The 18,879-nt window shown below is 64.6% G+C and carries 18 protein-coding genes; 11 read left to right on the top strand and 7 right to left on the bottom strand.

What is annotated here, in order from left to right; all coding sequences use genetic code 11:
• The first annotated feature begins 5 nt into the window (after positions 1-5).
• Entirely contained in the window at positions 6-1,433 is a 1,428-nt protein-coding gene (locus tag R2N16_RS08545; protein ID WP_316665201.1) for a nucleobase:cation symporter-2 family protein, read from the top strand.
• 17 nt (positions 1,434-1,450) lie between these two features.
• Here the strand turns inward: R2N16_RS08545 and R2N16_RS08540 are convergent, their stop codons facing one another.
• A complete protein-coding gene (locus R2N16_RS08540) occupies positions 1,451-2,533 on the bottom strand; it encodes an aldose epimerase family protein (RefSeq protein WP_316665200.1) in 1,083 nt (360 codons plus the stop codon).
• The gene (locus R2N16_RS08535) at positions 2,530-3,753 is read right to left on the bottom strand and encodes a XylR family transcriptional regulator (RefSeq protein WP_316665199.1); all 1,224 of its coding nucleotides are present in this window, start codon (positions 3,751-3,753) and stop codon (positions 2,530-2,532) included. The genes R2N16_RS08540 and R2N16_RS08535 overlap by 4 nt, the downstream gene beginning before the upstream one ends.
• A 283-nt stretch (positions 3,754-4,036) precedes the next feature.
• Between R2N16_RS08535 and xylF the strand changes: the two genes are divergently transcribed.
• The 5 genes from xylF (at position 4,037) to R2N16_RS08510 (ending at position 9,605) form a co-directional block, all read left to right on the top strand.
• The gene (gene xylF, locus R2N16_RS08530) at positions 4,037-5,065 is read left to right on the top strand and encodes a D-xylose ABC transporter substrate-binding protein (RefSeq protein WP_316665198.1); all 1,029 of its coding nucleotides are present in this window, start codon (positions 4,037-4,039) and stop codon (positions 5,063-5,065) included.
• A 66-nt stretch (positions 5,066-5,131) separates the two neighbouring features.
• Positions 5,132-6,691: a D-xylose ABC transporter ATP-binding protein gene (gene xylG / locus R2N16_RS08525; RefSeq protein ID WP_316665197.1), complete on the top strand. Its 1,560-nt coding sequence runs from the start codon at positions 5,132-5,134 to the stop codon at positions 6,689-6,691.
• Complete coding sequence (locus tag R2N16_RS08520; protein ID WP_428984104.1) at positions 6,688-7,890, top strand: sugar ABC transporter permease; 1,203 nt, start codon at positions 6,688-6,690, stop codon at positions 7,888-7,890. The genes xylG and R2N16_RS08520 overlap by 4 nt, the downstream gene beginning before the upstream one ends.
• Before the next feature lie 45 nt (positions 7,891-7,935).
• Entirely contained in the window at positions 7,936-8,703 is a 768-nt protein-coding gene (gene xylB / locus R2N16_RS08515; protein WP_316665196.1) for a D-xylose 1-dehydrogenase, read from the top strand.
• On the top strand, positions 8,700-9,605 hold the full coding sequence (locus R2N16_RS08510) for an SMP-30/gluconolactonase/LRE family protein (protein ID WP_316665195.1): 906 nt from the start codon (positions 8,700-8,702) through the stop codon (positions 9,603-9,605). The genes xylB and R2N16_RS08510 overlap by 4 nt, the downstream gene beginning before the upstream one ends.
• Here R2N16_RS08510 and R2N16_RS08505 read toward each other — a convergent pair.
• A complete protein-coding gene (locus R2N16_RS08505) occupies positions 9,596-10,780 on the bottom strand; it encodes a fumarylacetoacetate hydrolase family protein (RefSeq protein WP_316665194.1) in 1,185 nt (394 codons plus the stop codon). The genes R2N16_RS08510 and R2N16_RS08505 overlap by 10 nt on opposite strands.
• Before the next feature lie 139 nt (positions 10,781-10,919).
• On the opposite strand from R2N16_RS08505, the gene R2N16_RS08500 reads away from it, so the two are divergent.
• Both R2N16_RS08500 and R2N16_RS08495 read left to right on the top strand, forming a co-directional pair.
• Positions 10,920-11,675 (top strand): IclR family transcriptional regulator, encoded by a 756-nt coding sequence (locus R2N16_RS08500; protein ID WP_316665412.1) that lies wholly within the window; start codon positions 10,920-10,922, stop codon positions 11,673-11,675.
• Positions 11,676-11,746: 71 nt separating this feature from the next.
• Positions 11,747-12,763: a LacI family DNA-binding transcriptional regulator gene (locus tag R2N16_RS08495; protein ID WP_316665193.1), complete on the top strand. Its 1,017-nt coding sequence runs from the start codon at positions 11,747-11,749 to the stop codon at positions 12,761-12,763.
• A gap of 31 nt (positions 12,764-12,794) precedes the next feature.
• On the opposite strand, the gene R2N16_RS08490 is transcribed toward R2N16_RS08495, so the two are convergent.
• Positions 12,795-14,579, bottom strand: a complete 1,785-nt coding sequence (locus tag R2N16_RS08490) for an IlvD/Edd family dehydratase (RefSeq protein WP_316665192.1) — start codon at positions 14,577-14,579, stop codon at positions 12,795-12,797.
• Between the two features lie 361 nt (positions 14,580-14,940).
• On the opposite strand from R2N16_RS08490, the gene R2N16_RS08485 reads away from it, so the two are divergent.
• Positions 14,941-15,480 carry a hypothetical protein gene (locus R2N16_RS08485; RefSeq protein WP_316665191.1) on the top strand — a complete coding sequence of 180 codons (540 nt, stop codon included), beginning with the start codon at positions 14,941-14,943 and terminating at the stop codon, positions 15,478-15,480.
• A gap of 4 nt (positions 15,481-15,484) precedes the next feature.
• Here R2N16_RS08485 and R2N16_RS08480 read toward each other — a convergent pair whose 3' ends face one another.
• Positions 15,485-16,144, bottom strand: coding sequence for a cysteine hydrolase family protein (locus R2N16_RS08480; protein WP_316665190.1), 660 nt, complete (start codon positions 16,142-16,144; stop codon positions 15,485-15,487).
• A gap of 136 nt (positions 16,145-16,280) precedes the next feature.
• Here R2N16_RS08480 and R2N16_RS08475 point away from each other — a divergent pair, with 136 nt between their 5' ends.
• Positions 16,281-17,249 carry a GlxA family transcriptional regulator gene (locus R2N16_RS08475; protein ID WP_316665189.1) on the top strand — a complete coding sequence of 323 codons (969 nt, stop codon included), beginning with the start codon at positions 16,281-16,283 and terminating at the stop codon, positions 17,247-17,249.
• Between the two features lie 32 nt (positions 17,250-17,281).
• Here R2N16_RS08475 and R2N16_RS08470 read toward each other — a convergent pair whose 3' ends face one another.
• Together R2N16_RS08470 and R2N16_RS08465 are read right to left on the bottom strand one after the other, a co-directional pair.
• A complete protein-coding gene (locus tag R2N16_RS08470; protein WP_316665188.1) occupies positions 17,282-17,464 on the bottom strand; it encodes a glycine zipper 2TM domain-containing protein in 183 nt (60 codons plus the stop codon).
• A gap of 69 nt (positions 17,465-17,533) precedes the next feature.
• Entirely contained in the window at positions 17,534-18,094 is a 561-nt protein-coding gene (locus R2N16_RS08465) for a YggT family protein (protein ID WP_316665187.1), read from the bottom strand.
• Between the two features lie 178 nt (positions 18,095-18,272).
• Between R2N16_RS08465 and R2N16_RS08460 the strand changes: the two genes are divergently transcribed.
• A complete protein-coding gene (locus R2N16_RS08460; RefSeq protein ID WP_316665186.1) occupies positions 18,273-18,836 on the top strand; it encodes a YbhB/YbcL family Raf kinase inhibitor-like protein in 564 nt (187 codons plus the stop codon).
• Positions 18,837-18,879: the final 43 nt, after the last annotated feature.

Below are 18,879 nucleotides of genomic sequence, written 5' to 3'. Positions count from 1 at the left end.
AGACAATGCGCCCATCCCCCGGCCAACCCTCGCATTCTTCGTCGACAATCGGTGACGCCGTTGCCGATCCCGTCAACGAGTTTCTGCCACTGCCCCGCCTGTTCGCGCTTGGCCTGCAGCACCTGCTGGTGATGTACGCCGGTGCGATTGCAGTGCCGCTGATTGTCGGCAATGCGCTCGGCCTGTCGAAGGGCGATCTGTCGTATCTGGTCAATTGCGACCTGTTTGCGGCCGGTATCGGCACGCTCATCCAATCGCTCGGTTTCCTGATCTTCGGGATCCGCCTGCCGGTGATGATGGGGGTCACGTTTGCTGCGGTTGCACCGATGATCGCCATCGGCGTGGAGCCCGGTATGGGGCTGCCCGGCATCTTCGGGGCATCGATCGTTTCGGGCGTGTTCGGCATTGCCGTTGCCCCGCTGATGGGTCGGCTGCTCGGCTTGTTCCCGCGCGTGGTGACGGGCACGGTCATCATGCTGATCGGTTTTTCGCTGCTGAGCGTGGGGATCAACTGGGCTGCGGGTGGTCAGCAGATGATTCCGGAGGTGGTGGATGGCGTGCGCCACATGGTGCCGAATCCCGCCTTTGGCGATCCGTTCGGCCTGGCCATTGCCGCGCTTGTGCTGGTGACGATCCTGCTGCTGACCAAGTTCGGTAACGCACTGCTGTGCAATATCGCTGTGCTGCTGGGCATCGTGACAGGCACGCTCGTGGCGGCGGCGTTCGGCAAGGTGTCGCTGGCCGACGCGAGCGCCGCGCCGCTGATGACGCTGGTCACGCCGTTCTACTTCGGTATGCCGAAGTTCGAGTTGTCGGCCATTCTCTCGATGTGCATCGTGATCGTGATCACGCTGGTGGAATCAACCGGCATGTTCCTCGCGCTGTCGCACGTGGTGGGCAAGCCGATCTCGCGCAACGAACTGACCAACGGCCTGCGTGCCGACGGTCTGGCGACGGTCGTGGCCGGTGTGTTCAACACGTTCCCGCATACGTCGTTCTCCCAGAACATCGGGCTTGTGTCGATCACGGGCGTGCGTTCGCGCTACGTGGCGGCTGCCGGCGGGGTGCTGCTGATCGTGCTGGGGCTGTTTCCGAAACTGTCTTACGTGGTGGCATCGGTGCCGCAATACGTGCTGGGCGGCGCGGGCATCGTGATGTTCGGCATGGTGGCCGCAGCCGGTATCCGCATGCTCGGCATGGTGGATTTCCAGCAGCAGCGCCACAACCTGCTGATCATCGCGGTGTCGGTCGGCTTTGGCATGATGCCCACGCTGGCGCCGGCGTTCTTCCACCACTTTCCGGACTGGACGCGCCCGATCACCCACAGCGGCATCGTGATGGGCACGTTGGTTGCCGTGGTGCTGAACGCGTGGTTCAACGGCGTTCGCGGGTCGCAAGAGATCATGCATGGTGCGGCCGCCGCCGCGCATTGAGGATCGAGCCCCGCGCCTCAAGTCTCCCGGGCAACCGAGACGCGGTATGCGGTGCGCTGCCGATACACCGCGCCCGGGCGGAGCATGACCATTTCCGCATCGGGCATGTTGACCTGGTTCGGGAACGCGCTCGCTTCCAGACATAAGCCGCTGCGCAGCGCGTGTGTGCCCGCGAGCTTGTGGCCCGAGTAGAACTGAAGCCCGCGCTGGTCGGTGAGCACCGTCAATTCGCGGCCGCTGCCCGGGTCATACAGCCGGGCGACCGCGCGCACCTGAGGGCGATCGTCCGGCGCCGTATTGCGCAGCACGAAGCAGTGGTCGAACCCGCCGGCCTGCGCCAGTTGCGCGTTAGGCCAGTCCAGCCGTACCCCGATCGGTGCTCCCTGGCGAAAATCGAATGCCGTGCCCGCGACACTGGATGCCCGCGTCGGAATCAGCTTTGCATCGACTTCCAGATACGCGTCGGCGTCGATCGACAGGATGTGGCCCTTGATGTCCGTGCCGGGCTTGCCGCTCAGGTTGAAATACCCGTGGCTCGTCAGGTTGATCGGCGTGGGCGCATCGGACCGCGCTTCGTAGTCGATCGTCAGCGTGCCCCCGTCGTCAAGCGCATAGCGCACCTGGACGGCGACATTGCCAGGGAATCCGGCATCGCCTTCCGGGGACGTGAGCCGCATGACCAATGCGCCGTCTTGTTCCTCCGCGTCCCACAGCGCCCGATGGAATCCGCTTGCCCCTCCATGGAGCAGATTGCCGCCCTCATTACGGTCGAGCGCGTAGTCGATGCCGTCGAGCGTAAAGCGCGCACCGGCAATCCGGTTGGCCCAGCGCCCGATCAAGCCCCCGAGATAGGCCGTCGATTCAAGGTAGTCGGCGGGCGACGCGTGGTTGAGGAGAATCTCTCCCAGGCGTCCGCCGCGATCAGGCGCTTGCCACGAGACGAGCGTCGCCCCCAAGTCGCTGATCGATACGCGCATGCCCAGGGCATTGCGCAGCGTAAACAGCCGAACCGGTTCACCGTCGGGCAATGGCCCCCATGTTGCCGACGAGATGGCGCCGTCGACCGGCGCATGTGCGGACAGCGCTGGCGCGATGCTCATGATTGGTCCTCTGTGATGGTGCGTTCCTGGTATTCGCGTGGCGTGCAATCCAACTCACGGCGGAAGACGGCGTGCATGTATTGCGGTGAGGTGAAACCGCAGCGCACCGCCACCTCGGCGGTTGCGACATCACGGCTGGCCAGCATGTGCTTGGCGGCGTCGAGCTTATGGCGAAGGATTTCCTGGTGCACGGTGCAATGCAATTCACGACGAAAATGTTCTTCGAGCGAGGACCGCGAGATACCGACGTAGTCCGCGACCTGCTCGGTCTTGATCCCCTGGCAGGCATATTGCCGAATGAAGTGCCGCGCGCGCATGACATACGGGCTGGCAAGCGGCTGGTGCCGGGATGACGCCAGCACATTGATGCCGACCGGCGGCACGAGAATCTGCCGGCCTGCCAGGCGGGCACCCCCCAGCATCTGATGCAGCAGATGGGCGGCGGTGCGCCCCATCTCCATGGTGCCCTGAATGACCGATGACAGCGGGATACGGCTCAAGGTGCGCGTCAGCGGATCATTGTCGATGCCGATGATGGCGATTTCCTCCGGCACGGCCAACCCAGCCGTCATGCAAGCCTGAAGCAGGTGCCGCGCCCGCGCATCGGTCACGGCAATGATGCCGATGGGCTTGGGCAAGCCCCGCAGCCATTCAATCAACTGGCCGATTGCCTGATGCCAGGTTGGCGCGCTGGTCGAGAGGCCCCGGTAAATCTCCTGCTCAACCGGGGCGGCGGGATTGTCCTGGCGACGCAAGCGGGTAAAGGCCAGTTCGCGCTGCTGTGCCCAGCGGTTCTCGGGCGCCTGGGGCAGGCTGTACAACGCAAAATGCTGCAGGCCGGCCTCGATCAGGTGCCGGTATGCCAGCGACACCAGCTTGCCGTTGTCCGTTGCGACATAAGGCGCCTTTGCCGGGTATTGCGCTGCGTCTTCATACGAAGAGCCGACGGCCACCACCGGCAGCGGGCAACCGCGCAGCGCTTCGGCGACGGCTGGGTCGTCGAAATCCGCGATGATGCCGTCGCCATCAAAGCGCTCGATCCCGGGCAGTCTGCAGCGGAAATCCTCTTCCAGAAACAAGTCCCACGTCACGCGGGTGGAGCGCATGTAGTCGCCAATGCCCGCAATGATTTCGCGGTCATACACCTTGTTGGCATTGAACAGCAGCGCAATGCGATGAATCTGCGCCTGCTGCGATGGATCGGACGATTGACGGTGCATGGTGGCTCGGGCCGCTCGCGGTGGCAGGGGTTTGCCAAACGGCTGCGGCGCACAGAGGGGTGCCGCTCGCTCGCACATTCTATGGGCTACATGGGGCGCTGTCAGACGATCGCGGCGGGGTGGCAAGAAATGTTAGGGCGGTTGGGCAATTTCGTAATTGCTCGTGCTGAGTGGGCGCATGCACCATGCGATTGCCGTGGAGCCGGGCGAGATCACTATTGCGGCGCACCACGCGCCCCGTCGGCCTAGGGGTATCCACCAACAATAGAAGATGGAGTGAGACATGAAATCGAACCACCGCCGTAGTGTTCTGAGAGCCGCCTTTTGCGGTGCAATGCTCGCCAGCCTGACGATGGCGGCGCCGCTGGCGTACGCAAGCAAGGCGCATCCGGAAATTGGCTTCTGTATTGACGACCTGCGCGTCGAGCGCTGGTCGCGCGACCGCGATTACTTTGTCGCCGCAGCGGAAAAGCTCGGAGCAAAGGTGTCGGTGCAATCGGCCGATGCCAGCGAGCAACGCCAGATCTCTCAGATCGAGAACCTGATCTCGCGCGGCGTCGACGTGATCGTCATCGTGCCGTTCAACTCCAAGGCGCTGACCAATGTGGTGGCGGAGGCGAAGAAGGCGGGCATCAAGGTGGTCTCGTATGACCGCCTGATTCTCGATGCCGATGTCGACGCCTACATCTCGTTCGACAACGAAAAGGTGGGCGAGCTGCAAGCCCAGGGCGTCTACAACGTGCGGCCGAAGGGAAACTACTTCCTGCTCGGCGGTGCACCCACCGACAACAACGCGAAGATGCTGCGGCAGGGCCAGATGAAGGTGCTGCAGCCGGCAATCGACCGCGGCGACATCAAGGTCGTCGGCTCGCAATGGGTGCCCGAGTGGAGCGCGTCTGCGGCGCTGGGTATCGTTGAAAACGCGCTGACGGCCAACAACAACAGGATCGATGCGGTGGTCGCGTCCAACGACGGCACGGCAGGTGGCGCGATCCAGGCACTGGCTGCGCAGAAGCTGGCGGGGAAGGTACCGGTGTCGGGGCAGGATGCGGACCTTGCCGCCGTCAAGCGCGTGATTGCCGGAACGCAGACGATGACGGTCTACAAGCCGCTCAAGCTGATAGCCACGGAGGCCGCGCAGCTTTCGGTGGCGCTCGCCAAGGGTGACAAGCCGAAATACAACGCGCAATACGACAACGGCAAGAAGAAGGTCGACACGGTGTTGCTGCAACCGACCCAGCTCACCAAGGACAACGTCAACCTGGTGGTGAAAGACGGCTTCTACACGCAGGCTCAGATCGGCGGCCAGTAAGGCTCAGAGCGTGCCGGTGACGGGCCCGTGCTTCGTCGCCGGCCACTTGTACCTCAAGGACCAAGCATGTCTGAACCTCTGCTGCAGATGCGCGGCATCGTCAAGACGTTTGACGGCGTAAAGGCGCTCGACGGTATCAACCTGGTCGTGAGGCCGGGCGAGTGCGTTGGCCTGTGTGGCGAGAACGGTGCCGGAAAATCGACACTCATGAAGGTGCTCTCTGGCGTCTACCCGAGCGGCACCTGGGATGGCGAAATCCTCTGGGAGGGCCGGCCGCTGCAGGCCAACGGTATTCGTGACACGGAACGGGCGGGCATCGTCATCATCCATCAGGAACTGATGCTCGTGCCGGAATTGTCGGTGGCCGAGAACATCTATCTCGGCAACGAGGTGACGCTGCCCGGCGGCCGCATGAACTACGCGGCCATGTACCAGGGCGCAGACAAGCTGCTGCGCGACCTGAACATCCAGGGCATCAACGTCGCTCTGCCTGTGATGCACTACGGTGGCGGCCATCAGCAACTGATTGAAATCGCCAAGGCGCTCAACAAGCGCGCAAAGTTGCTGATTCTGGACGAGCCGTCCTCATCGCTTACGGCGGCTGAAACGCGCATCCTGCTCGACATCGTCCGCGACCTGAAGGCGCGCGGCATTGCATGCGTCTATATCTCGCACAAGCTCGACGAGGTGGAAGCGGTGTGCGACACGGTCACCGTCATCCGTGACGGCCGCCATGTGTCGACCGCACCGATGCGCGACCTGAGCACCGATCGCATCATCGCGCAGATGGTCGGGCGCGAGATTACGCAACTGTTCCCGCGCGAACCCCATCCCATCGGGGAGGTAGTTTTCGAGGCGCGCAACGTGACGTGCTACGACGTGAACAACCCGGCTCGCAAGCGGGTCGATGGTGTGTCGTTCTCGGTGCGGCGTGGCGAAATTCTTGGCGTGGCGGGCCTGGTCGGGGCGGGGCGCACCGAGCTGATGCAGGCGGTTTTTGGCGCTTATGAGGGTGCCAGTGAAGTGGAACTCGTGCTTGACGGAAAACCGTTGAGAGTCCGGGCGCCGCTTGACGCCATTCGCGCGGGCATCGCGATGGTTCCTGAAGACCGCAAGCGTCACGGCATCGTCTCGCTGATGAGCGTTGGGCACAACATCACGCTTGCCGTTCTCCAGCGTTTCGCAAACTTCGGGCGTATTGACGGGGCGGCCGAGCTTGACACGATCCGCACGGAGATGCGGCGGCTCGCGGTGCGGGCCGCGCACCCGATGCTGCCGATTGCCAGCCTGTCCGGCGGCAATCAGCAAAAGGCCGTTCTCACTCGAATGCTGCTCACCGAGCCACGCGTCCTGATCCTGGATGAGCCGACGCGCGGCGTGGATGTCGGCGCCAAGTACGAGATCTACAAGCTGATCGGCGACCTCGCCAAGCGCGGCATGGCCATCATCGTCATTTCATCGGAGCTGCCCGAAGTGCTTGGCCTCTCGGATCGCGTGCTCGTGATCGGAGAGGGCGAACTGCGTGGCGACTTCGTGAACGATGGGCTGACGCAGGAACACATTCTGACCGCAGCCATTCAACCGGTGCGGCACGCATCAACTTTCCATCAGGTAGGCCAGGCATGACTTCTCAAACGCGCCCACAAGCCGCCAGCGGGGTGGACCCTTCGCGCAGTACTTTCAACGCAACGCAGCGCCTGAGGCAACTTTTCGCACGCTACAAGATCCTGGCGTTGCTGATCGCCGTGGCTGCGATCTGGCTGTTCTTTTCGATGCTGACCAACGGTGCGTTTACCTCGCCTCGCAACCTCTCCAATCTGCTGCGCCAGATGTCGATTACGGGGATGCTGGCCTGCGGGATGGTATTCGTCATCATTGCGGGCGAGATCGATCTCTCGGTCGGTTCGCTGCTTGGCTTGCTTGGTGGTGTTGCTGCCATCCTGGACCAGGGACTGGGCTGGCCGATCACGGCCACGGTGCCCGTAGTGCTGCTGCTCGGCGTGGCCATGGGTCTGTTCAACGGATGGTGGTCGACCTACCGGGGCGTTCCGTCCTTCATCGTTGGCCTGGGCGGCATGCTCGCGTATCGCGGCATCCTGCTGGGCCTCACACATGGCTCGACGATTGCGCCGGTGTCGGACAGCTTCGTGCTGATCGGCCAGGGCTATCTGCCGCGCCAGGTGGGTGACCTGATGGCGGTGCTGATCTTCTGCCTGTTGATCTTCGTGGTGATCCGGCAGCGGCGTGAGCACCGCCGTTATGAACTCGACGTCGCGCCGCTATGGCAAGACGTCGCCAAGCTGATTGCTGCGGGCGCGGTCATCGTCGCATTTGTCGCCACGCTCAACAGCTATGGCGGCATCCCGGTGCCCGTGCTCCTCGTGCTGGCCCTGCTGGGTATTTTTTCGTGGATTGCGAGCCAGACGGTATTCGGGCGCCGCGTCTACTCCGTGGGTTCGAACCTCGAGGCCACGCGCCTGTCGGGCATCAATACCGATCGCGTCAAGCTGGCCATCTTCGGGCTCATGGGCCTGATGTGCGCGTTTGCCGGCATCGTCAATACAGCGCGTCTCGCTGCCGGTTCGCCATCTGCCGGAACCATGGGCGAGCTGGATGCCATTGCGGCCTGCTTTATCGGCGGCACGTCGATGCGAGGCGGTGCGGGCACGGTCTACGGCGCGCTGGTCGGCGCGCTGGTCATGGCGAGTCTGGATAACGGCATGTCCATGCTCGACGTCGACGCTTACTGGCAGATGATCGTCAAGGGCGGCATTCTCGTGTTGGCCGTCTGGGTGGATGTCATCTCGCGCTCCGGCCGCCGCTGAATCTGCACTACAGGCTTTATCCCTTTGCTGTCATTGGAATCTCTTATGTCTTACGCAATCTATCCGAGCCTCGTTAATAAGAACGTTGTGATTACCGGCGGCGGCAGCGGCATTGGTGCTGCCATCGTTGAAGGCTTTGCCAAGCAGGGGGCGCGCGTTACGTTTCTGGATATATCGCGTGCGGATTCAGAAGCGCTGGCGGCCTCGCTGGGTGAGTGCGTGCATCCGCCGGTCTTCCGCTACTGCGACCTGCGCGACATCGACGCGCTGAACGCAACATTCTCGGATATAGAAGCCGAATCCGGCCCCATCGAAGTCCTGATCAACAACGCGGCGAATGATGACCGCCACCAGATAGGAACGGTGTCCGAGGCGTATTGGGACAACCGCGTCGAGGTGAACCTGCGCCATCAGTTCTTCTGCGCGCAAGCCGTGCTGCCGGGCATGAAGAAGCAGGGGCGGGGGGTGATTCTGAACCTCGGGTCCATCTCCTGGCACCTTGCCCAGCCGGACCTCGCCATCTACATGACAGCCAAAGCCGGCATCGAAGGCCTGACGCGCGGCCTGGCGCGTGATCTTGGCGGATTCGGTATTCGCGTCAATTGCATCGTGCCCGGCGCGGTTCGCACGCCGCGGCAGATGGCGCTCTGGCAATCGGCCGAAAGCGAAGCCAAGCTGCTGCGCGAGCAATGCCTGCATGAACGTGTCGAACCCGAGCATGTGGCGCGTATGGCATTGTTCCTCGCATCGGACGATGCCGCCCGCTGCACGGCGCGTGAGTACTTTGTCGATGCCGGGTGGTACGGCGCATGATGGCGCCCGTCATGCCGGATTGCGTCTGGCGTGTGGCAGCGACGCTGGGTGAAGGCGCGGTGTGGCACGCTGCGTCGCGCTGCGTGGTCTTTGTCGATATCAAAGGCAGGCGGCTCTATCGATATGACCCCGACACCGCTGTGTGCCGCAGTTGGGTCGCACCGGGCCAGATCGGCTTTGCGCTGCCCTGCGTTGACGGCAACTGGATCTGCGGCGTGCAAGGCGGCCTCTACCGGTTCGGTTTTGCATCGGGCACCTTCAGCCGCGTGTTGCCGGTCGAGACCGATCGGCCGGGGAACCGCCTGAACGACGGCTATGTCGATCGCACGGGGGCGCTGTGGTTTGGCTCGATGGACGATGCGGAGTCTGAGCCGAGCGGGCAACTCTATCGCGTAGGTCGGGATGCCCGGCTGAGCGTGCGCGATTCGGGCTACGTGATCACGAATGGCCCGACCGCCAGCCCGGACGGCCGCACGCTGTATCACACAGATACCTTGCGGCGCGTGGTCTATGCCTTCGATCTGGACGGCGACGGTAGGCTGGAACGCAAGCGCGTCTTCACCTTAATTGAGGGCAACGGTCATCCGGACGGCATGGCCGTCGACGAGGAAGGGTGCGTGTGGGTCGCGCTGTTCGGCGGAGGACGGATCGAGCGGTTCTCGCCCGACGGCCGATACATCGGGCGCGTCGACTTTCCGTGTTCCAACATCACCAAGCTCGCGTTTGGCGGCGATGACTTGCAGACAGTCTATGCAACCACTGCCCGAAAGGGCCTGACGGACGAGGCGTTGCAGGCGCAGCCGCTTGCAGGCGGATTGTTCGCGTTTCGCGCGCCGGTCAAGGGGCTGCCTTCCACGGAGTGTGCGGTGGCGTTTCCCGCGGCGACGGTGGGTCAGTCCTGACGGACAAGCCCGCGTGCGGCCAGGCTGCGATACAGGGCGCGGACACCGAACGTCCACGGCGCGATCTCCGTCGACAGGCGCACCGTGTTGACGAGCGCACCGAGCGCAGGCGCGCTGATCATCACGCGGTCGCCCAGGTGGTGCGTAAAGCCGGCGCCCGGCGCGTCTCGGTCCTTGATCGGCGAGAACATCGTGCCGAGGAAGAGCATGAAGCCGTCGGGGTACTGATGGTGCGGCCCGCAGGTCTGGGCGACGAGGTCGAGCGGGTCGCGGCTGATCTCGCTCATGTGGCTCACGCCGGTGAGCACGAAGCCGTCGTCGGCGCCCTCGACACGCAGCGATACCTGGGTCGTGCGGATCGTGTCGATGGTGAAGTGCTCGTCAAACAGGCGCACGAATGGGCCGATGGCGCAGGAGCCGTTGTTGTCCTTGCATTTGCCCAGCAGCAATGCAGAGCGTCCCTCGATGTCGCGCAGATTCACGTCATTGCCGAGCGCCGCCCCTACGACATGCCCAGCACTGCTGACCGCAAGCACGATCTCCGGCTCGGGGTTGTTCCAGCGCGAGGCCGGATGCAGGCCCACGTCGGCGCCGAACCCCACGGCCGACATCGGCTGCGATTTGGAAAACACTTCCGCATCGGGCCCAATGCCGACTTCCATGTATTGCGACCACGCGCCCTGGCGCTGCAGCTCCGCCTTGAGCCGCATGGCGGCATCGGAGCCGGGCTTGATCTGTGAGAGATCGGAGCCCACCACCTCGACAATGGACTCGCGCACGTCGCGGGCCTTTGCCGGATCACCGCCAGCCTGTTCTTCGATCACACGCTCGATCAGGCTGACCGCAAACGTCACACCGCAGGCCTTGATCGCCTGGAGATCGTTCGGGGCGAGCAGAGTTGGGGCATGGTTTGTCCGAGCGCCAGCAATGGACTGTTCGACAAGCGCTTCGACGCGGCCCAGGTCTTCCCCGGGTGCCTGCCGGGCAACGGCCAGGGCGTCGGGATGCTCGAACAGGTCCGCCACCGTTGGCACGGCTTGCGTGATGTCGAACACGATACCGTTGCGCACCACCACGACAGATGGGCCCTCGCCATGGGCGGTCGTGCGCCAGACCCGGCCCACGAGCGTTGACTGCTCCAGATCGTGCGGCAAGTAGTTGGCGATCGCGGTCATGTGCGCTCCATCAATTGGACACCCTTGTTGCCAGGGAACCCGAGAGATCGTAGAGAGGGCGATGCACGGTGTCCAACACAGTGACGGAATTTCCAACCTGTTGGACAATCGAGCCAATCATGAAGGGGCCAGGTTTCCGGTGAAGACAGACTATGAGGTGCCAGCACTCAAGCGCATTCATGACGTGCTGGAACTACTCTGCGCGGCGACGTCCCCCGTCAGGCCCGCCGCGTTGGCGCAGGCGACGGGTATGTCCCGAAGCACGTTGTATCTGCTGCTGGAGTCGCTCGAAAAGCGCCGCTGGATCGAGAAGCGGGCTGACGGCTATCTGATCGGCTTGACCCTGTTTGAACTGGGCAACGCCTATTTCCGCCACGACCGCTTGCTGGCAGCGTTCCGGCGCGAATCCGCCGCCTTTGTGGCCACGCACAACGAAGTCGTGCAGCTCGCCGTGCTCGACGGCACGGAAGTCGTCTACATCGCGCGGGAGGATGCGCCGAGGCCGGTTCGCCTGGTATCGGACGTCGGCCTGCGCCTGCCGGCGCATTGCTGCGCGCTGGGCAAGGCGCTGCTTGCCAGCCTCGATGACGAAGCGGTATGCGCTCTATTGCCGGCCCGTCTTGCCGCCATGACGGCGCACACCACCACGCGCCGTGCCGATCTCCTCCATGAGCTTGCGAGCATTCGCGTGCGGGGGTTGGCGACGGAGCGAGAGGAGGTGGTGGCCGGGCTGGCCTGCTTCGCGGCGTTCGTGGGGGTCACGCCACTGGGAAAGCGCGTTGCTGTGAGTTCCAGCGTGCCCACCAGCCGACTGGACGCCCGAAGGGAGAAGCGGCTCGTTGTCGGTGTTGCAGGCATGGCAGACCGTATCAGCCGCGCGCTGGCGCAGGCGTAGCGCCCGGCTGTTTCACGGCCGGTTCCGCTATGATCGCAACTCCTCATTCCCCTCGCACGTAGACGTTTCTCATGACGGCAGGCCCTACACCCCCTCGCATGGCCGATGTTGCGCGCGTTGCCGGCGTGTCGAAGATGACGGTGTCGCGGGTGCTGACAGGCGGCAGCGTGTCCCCCGCGACCCGGGCGCGCGTGCAGCAGGCCATCGACGAACTCGGTTACGTTGCAACGGCAGCGGCCGGCATGCTGTCCAGCGGACGCTCGGAATTCGTGGCCGCCTTGGTGCCCTCGCTGGCCAGTTCCAACTTTGCCGATACCGTGCGCGGCCTGACGGATGCGCTAGCGCCGCACGGTCTGCAATTGCTGCTCGGTGACACCGGCTACCACCTCGATCAGGAAGAGGCGCTTGTGAAATCGCTTCTGCGCCATCAGCCGCGTGGCATCGCCCTGACGGGGCGCCACCACAGTGCAGGCACGCGCGCGCTGCTGGAGCGCGCCGGGATTCCGGTTGTCGAGATGTGGGATCTGCCCGAGCGTCCGATCGATATGGCGGTGGGATTCTCAAACGCCAAGGCGTCGCTTGCGATGGTGTGCCACCTGCACCAGCGGGGCTACCGGCGCATCGGGTTCCTGTGTGGCGCAAGCGAGCTGGACCGGCGCGGCACGGATCGCATGCGCGGATACGCGAGCGGGATCAAGGCGCTGGGCCTGGGCGAGCCGCGCGTGATCCGCCTGGGCGACTCCCCCATCACCATGAGCCACGGCGGGCCCGCCATGGCCGCCTTGCTGCAAGCCTGGCCGGATACCGATGCCGTGATGTGCGTGAGCGACATGTCCGCATTCGGCGCCATCATGGAATGTCACCGGCGCGGCCTGTCCGTGCCCGGCGACATCGCCGTGGCGGGCTTCGGCAATTTTGAAATCGCGTGGTGCTGCCACCCGACCATCACGACCATTTCCGTCGATGCCTATGGCATCGGGCTGCGCACGGGGGAGGTCTTGCTCGATGCGCTCGACGATGGCGAGGCCACAGCTGCGCGCAAGCTCTCGCGCATCGACTTCAGCGTTGTGGAGCGCGAGAGCGCATAGCCGGCACCCAGGCCGCCGCCTGCTCACTGTGTCAATGCGAGTGCCGTGGGTTGCCGCGTGTCTCGATGACGTTCAGATACAGCGTTGCAGGCTCCAGACAGCCGCCCGTTGAAAGCTGCCCGACGCACTTCCGATAGATTTCCTGCCAAGGCGTTTGCGACTGCGGCACGCTGAACGTTGCGGTTTCACGCCGGCGTTCAAGCTCGTCCGCATCAACCAGCACATCGACCTTGCGCGCATTGAGGTCGACACGGATGCGGTCACCCGTGCGCAATAGCGCCAGGCCGCCACCGGCGGCCGCCTCCGGAGACATGTTCAGGATGGATGGGCTTGCGGAGGTGCCGCTCTGCCGACCATCGCCCATGCACGGCAGCGATTCGATCCCTTGCTTGACCAGTGCCGCCGGCGGCGCCATGTTGACGACCTCGGCACTGCCCGGATATCCGACCGTTCCGCAGCCACGGATGACGAGAATGCAGCGTTCGTCAATGGCGAGCGCCGGGTCATTGATGCGGGCGTGATAGTCCTCGGGGCCATCGAAGACGATCGCCCGCGTCTCGAAGACGTTTTCCGCGCCGGGTTCGCTCAGATACGTCTTCCGGAATGCCTCGCCCACCACCGACATCTTCATGATGGCGCTGTCAAAGAAGTTGCCCGACAGCACGATGAACCCCGCGCGATGCTTGAGCGGTGCGTCCGCGGGAAAGATGACTTCGCGGTCGGCGTCGGGGGCGGCATCGGCAATTGCGCCGATCGTGCGGCCCGACACGGTCGGGCAATCGCGCCGCAGCAGCGCCGCTGCGGCGAGCTGGCGCAACACGGCGGGCACGCCCCCCGCGCGGTGAAAGCTCTCCCCCAGGTATTCGCCTGCCGGCATGCAGTTCACCAGAAGCGGAACCGATTCTCCGTGACGCTGCCAGTCTTCGAGGCTCAGCTCCACGCCCATGTGGCGCGCGATCGCGATGAGGTGAGGCGGGCAATTGGTCGACGCGCCAAGCGCCGAGGCCACCATGATGGCGTTTTCGAACGCCGCACGCGTCATGATCTTCGAGGGGCGGATGTCTTCGTGCACGAGGTCGACGATGCGCTTGCCGGTGACGTAGGCCATCTGCCCGCGCTCCCGATAGGCCGCCGGGATGCTGGCACACCCAGGCAGCGACATCCCCAGCGCTTCGGCCAGGCTGTTCATCGACAGTGCAGTGCCCATCGTGTTGCAGTGGCCGATCGACGGCGACGATGCGGTGGTCAACTCCATGAAGCCTTCGTAGTCGATGTCGCCGGCAGCCAGCCGGTTGCGCGCGTGCCAGATGACGGTGCCGGAGCCGACCCGCTTGCCCTCGTGCCAGCCGTCCAGCATCGGCCCGCCAGACAGGACGATGGCCGGCAGGTCGACCGTGGCGGCGGCCATCAGGCAGGCAGGCGTGGTCTTGTCGCAACCCGTCGTCAGCACAACGCCGTCGAGCGGAAAGCCGTGCAGGATCTCGACCAGCCCGAGATAGGCGAGATTGCGGTCGAGCGCGGCGGTCGGGCGGCGGCTCTGCTCGGCAAGCGGGTGAACCGGAAACTCCATCGGGATGCCGCCTGCGTCGCGTATGCCGGCCTTCACACGCTGCGCCAGCTCCAGGTGGTGCCGGTTGCACGGCGCCAGATCGCTACCCGTCTGTGCAATGCCGATGATCGGCCGGCCAGACTGCAGCTCTTCGCGCGTCAGGCCGTAGTTCATGAAGCGTTCTACGTAGAGGGCGGTCATGTCTGCATGGCTTGGGTCGTCGAACCAAAGCTGGCTGCGCAGTCTGCGTGGAGGTTGGGCGGGCATGGTGTCTCGGTTGTTGTGTGGAACAGGGTTCCCTCTGCGGGGAATCGGCGTGGTGGCGTGGTGGTTTCCAGAGGCTTGCCATCCGATTTTGGTACCGGTAACAACGAATAGTAGAACCGGACGCAGGCGCAGGCAATAGCGGGCTGGCGAGGGGGTGTCAGGCCATGCGCGGCGCGTGCCGCATCAACGATGTGCGCGCGTTGTCAGCCCCACTTCGGGGGAGGGTGTTTTGATTTGACGACATCCGCCTGAGCGCAAGCGTTTGCCGGGCGCCGGCTGAAGGCGGGGCGCCCACGTTTCACGATTCTGCAAACAACGCCCCCTATGTTGTGCCGATCTTCGGGCGAGGATGGGGGCTGCCATGCAGGGGTTATCTGCACGATTCGAAAAAACAGACGCGGGGCGCCGTGAGATCGCCACGCGCAACGGCGCGCTCAGCCGCTCAAGCCGCGCGCTGCTGATCATGGTGGATGGCCAGGTCACGGGCGAAGACCTGGCCGTGCGTGCCGGCCAGCTTGGCCTGGAAGCGCAGGCCGTGTTCGAGCTGGTGCAAGCCGGTTTTATTCAGAGCGCAACGGATGTTGCCGGCGAGCCCGTCTTCGTTCGGGTGGCCGAACCGCAGCCCGAGGCGCCCAAACTGACCGCGCCCGCTGCACCGGCGCGCAAGCGTTCGCTGGCGGCCGCACGCATGTACCTGATGGACATTGCGGCACGTACGTTCAGTTCGGCCGAGCATCCGCTGCGCCAGCGCCTGGTCGAGGCCACCGACCGCGCCTCCGTGGAAAGCGCGTTCGATGCGTTGCTGGCGGCCCTGCGCGAAGCCACATCTGCGTCGATGGTGGAGCAGGTGGAAGTGTCGTTCCGCGGGTTTCTGCCGGCAGAAGAGGGTGCGGCTGGCTGATCGATCACGCTGCCCGATGCACCGCCTCATCCTTGAGCAGCCCACGCGCGCGCTGGTTTGACAGATAGATGTTGTCGCGCACCGGCAGCGCGCCGGTCTTCACGCTGTGCACCCATTCCTGGGTCGACATCACCGCCGCAAAGCGCGATTGCAGCACGACGCTGAACACGCGGTGAATCTCTTCCGCACTCGCAAAGCCTGCCTGGTTTTGATATGGCACCGCGCCCGACGCGTCGTGCAGAAACTCGACTGCCGTGCCGTTGTGCAACGCGTGGTTGATGGTCGACGCATCGCAGTTGTGCGTCATGTAGCCGACCACGGTCAGCGTATCGATGCCGCGTGCTTCCAGCCATTGCGCCAGGTCCGTCTCCGGATAGGCGCTGGGCAGCAGCTTGCGCAGGTAGTGGTCATGCGGGCGCGACGCCACCACGGGGTGCAGCTGCCAGCCATCGGTGTCGATGGCAAACAGGGGCGAGCTGGCGGGCGAGGTCTGCTGCACAACGATGACCGGAATGCCCGCCTCGCGCGCCGCATCCATAGCGACACCGACGTTGGCGACCGTCTGCTGCGGGTCCGGATACTCGATCGGCAGGCCGCCGGTGAAGTATTCGTTCTGCACATCGATGACGATCAGAGCGCGCTTCGGGGTGGCGGTTGCAGTCATGGCAAAGCTCCTCAGGGTGGTTAGTGGCGGGCATTTGCGTGAGCCCGTGGACAGCATCTTCGTGGATGACTATCCTTTCCGACAGTGGCCCGGAAGACGTTTATCGAAAGAATCGGGCCAAAGCGCGGAGCCCCCTATGCCACCTCAGGAAATCGCCGTTCTGGCCTTCAACGACATCAGCCCGTTTCACCTGTCCGTGCCGTGTCTCGTGTTTGAAGACCGCATCTGGGCAGGGCTGCCGTCTTACCGCCTGCGGATATGCGCGGGGGAGCCCGCGAGGAAAGGTGCCTTGCGCACCACCGCCGGGTTTGCCGTGCAGACCGATCTCACACTCGAAGACGCTGCCCGCGCTGATGTGCTGATCGTGCCCTCCTGGCGCGATACGCAAGAGCGCCCGCCCGCGCCCATGGTGAAAGCGGTGCGCGATGCCTACGAGCGCGGCGCCACGGTGGTCGGCCTGTGCCTGGGAGCGTTTGTGCTGGCCGAAGCAGGCGTGCTCGACGGCCGTGAGGCGACCACGCACTGGAGCGCCGCCGATGCGTTCTCGCAGCGCTACCCGCGTGTGAAGCTTGTGCCGGATGTGCTTTATCTGGACGCCGACGATGGCCGGCTGGTGACATCCGCGGGTACGGCCGCCGGGCTCGATTGCTGCCTGCACCTCGTGCGCCGCTGGCATGGCGCGGAGGTCGCCAACCGGATCGCACGGCGGCTGGTGGTGGCGCCCCACAGGCAGGGCGGCCAGGCGCAATACATCGAGCAACCGCTGCACGATGCGCCCGGCGGCGATCGCCTGTCGGATCTGCTGAACTGGACGGTGGCCAACCTCGCGCAGCCGCATTCGCTCGATTCGCTGGCCGCGCGCGCGGCCATGAGCCGCCGCAATTTCACGCGACGCTTTCGTGAGTTGACGGGAACGACCGTTGGCCAGTGGTTGCTCGGGCAGCGTCTGGCCTATGCGCAGCGCATGCTGGAGACGACGGCTCAGCCCGTGGAATCGATCGCACTACTGGCGGGGTTTGGTAGCGCGGTATCGCTGCGGCAGCATTTCAGCCGGACGTATCACACGTCGCCCAGCGCCTACCGCGCCTTGTTTGCGCAAGCCTGAAAGGAGAAAGCGGCCGGTCGGCCGCTGGTGGGTTACTTGCTCAGCTCGTGCCCGATGACGGCGCCTGCTGCGGCACCCCCGATCGTCCCGGCCGTGCTATGCGTGAGTTCGTGGCCGGCCACACCGCCTGCTACCGCGCCGCCTGCCGTACACGCCGTGAGCGTAGGAGCCAGCAAGGCAATTGCGCATACCAGCGCTGTTTTCCATGCGTTCATGATGTCCTCCTGAGTCGCCGGCCGGATGCAGGCCGGCATACCCTCAGGCGAGCAAGGCGCGTGCCGTACTCACATGAACAATGGCGAGAGCGACAGATGCGACAGCGCGATCACGATCACCTGTGCAATCACCAGCAGGATCAGCGGAGACAGATCGAGCCGCCCGCCCAGCGGCGGCACCACACGGCGGATCGGGCGCAACAGCGGGTCGACCAGCGTGTTGAGCACAGCGCCCATGGGCGATGCCGGCCCCATCCACGACAGCACTGCCGACGCAATGGTCACCCACACCAGCACGTTGAACGCCCACTTGAGCACCGTAAAGAGCGCCGCCACAAAGCCCATCGGCACGAGTGCCACCGGGCTTACGCCCACCGATGCCAGCAGCAGGAACAGATACACAAGCGCCGTGGCATAGGCCGCCACCAGCGACGACCAATCGATATAGCCCGTGGCCGGAATCACCCGGCGCAGCGGATGCACCAACCAGCCGGTCAACTGAAAGATGGCCTGCGACAGCGGATTGCGCGGCGACAGCCGCACCGCTTGCGTCCAGGCGCGCAGGAGCAGCGCTGCGCCAAAGAGCGAGAAGATCGTGTCGAGCAGGAAACGCGTGATATCGCCGAACATGCGTCCGGTTCTCCTATGGTCAGGTCAGGCAAGAGCGCGCGGCAAACCTGGCGCGCTGGGGCGCGGTATTGTCGCACGGCAGTCTGACAGCCATCTGTGCGGGGATGTCGCAGCGCACGGGCGGCGCATTCGCGTATTGTGGTATCCCTTCGCCGCCTTTCCTGCCAGGAGACCTGCCTTGAAGCCAACTCTGTTTCGCGCGTTGTTGTCGTTGGCGTGCCTGTCCGCTGTACCGCATGTGCATGCGCAGGCCGATACCACGTTCACCGTCGAGTCGTCTGCGTTTGCCGACAACGGCGTCATGGACCGCAAATACGCCGGCAAGAATCCCGCCAACGCCAATTGCACGGGCGACAACATCTCGCCGCCGCTGCACTGGTCCAACGTGCCTGCCGGCACCAACAGCCTTGCGCTGATCGCCACCGACCCGCAGGGCGCGGGCGGCCTGGGCGTGAACCACTGGATGGCCTATGGCATTCCTGTCACGCAGACCAGCTTGCCGGAAGGGGCCGGCACCGGCAGTGCCCTGCGCATGGGCCAGAACGCCATCGGCAAGCCTGCGTACCTCGGGCCGTGTCCGCCCAAGGGCACAGGCATGCACCACTACGTTTTTGTGCTGATCGCCACGGATCTGGCGCCAGACGCGCTGCCCAATGGGCTGACCCGCGCCGAACTGGACGCCGCGCTCAAGGGGCACACCAAGGGCGCGGCTGCCTGGATCGGCCGGTTCGGCAACTTCTGATGCTGATGAATGAGCGGCCGCCCACGGTGCGCATTGCGGGCGG

The organism is Ralstonia psammae (assembly GCF_958405935.1).
GTDB classification, from domain to species: domain Bacteria; phylum Pseudomonadota; class Gammaproteobacteria; order Burkholderiales; family Burkholderiaceae; genus Ralstonia; species Ralstonia psammae.
Note: the sequence above shows the minus strand (reverse complement) of the source record. Positions and strands in the feature narration are given on the sequence as shown.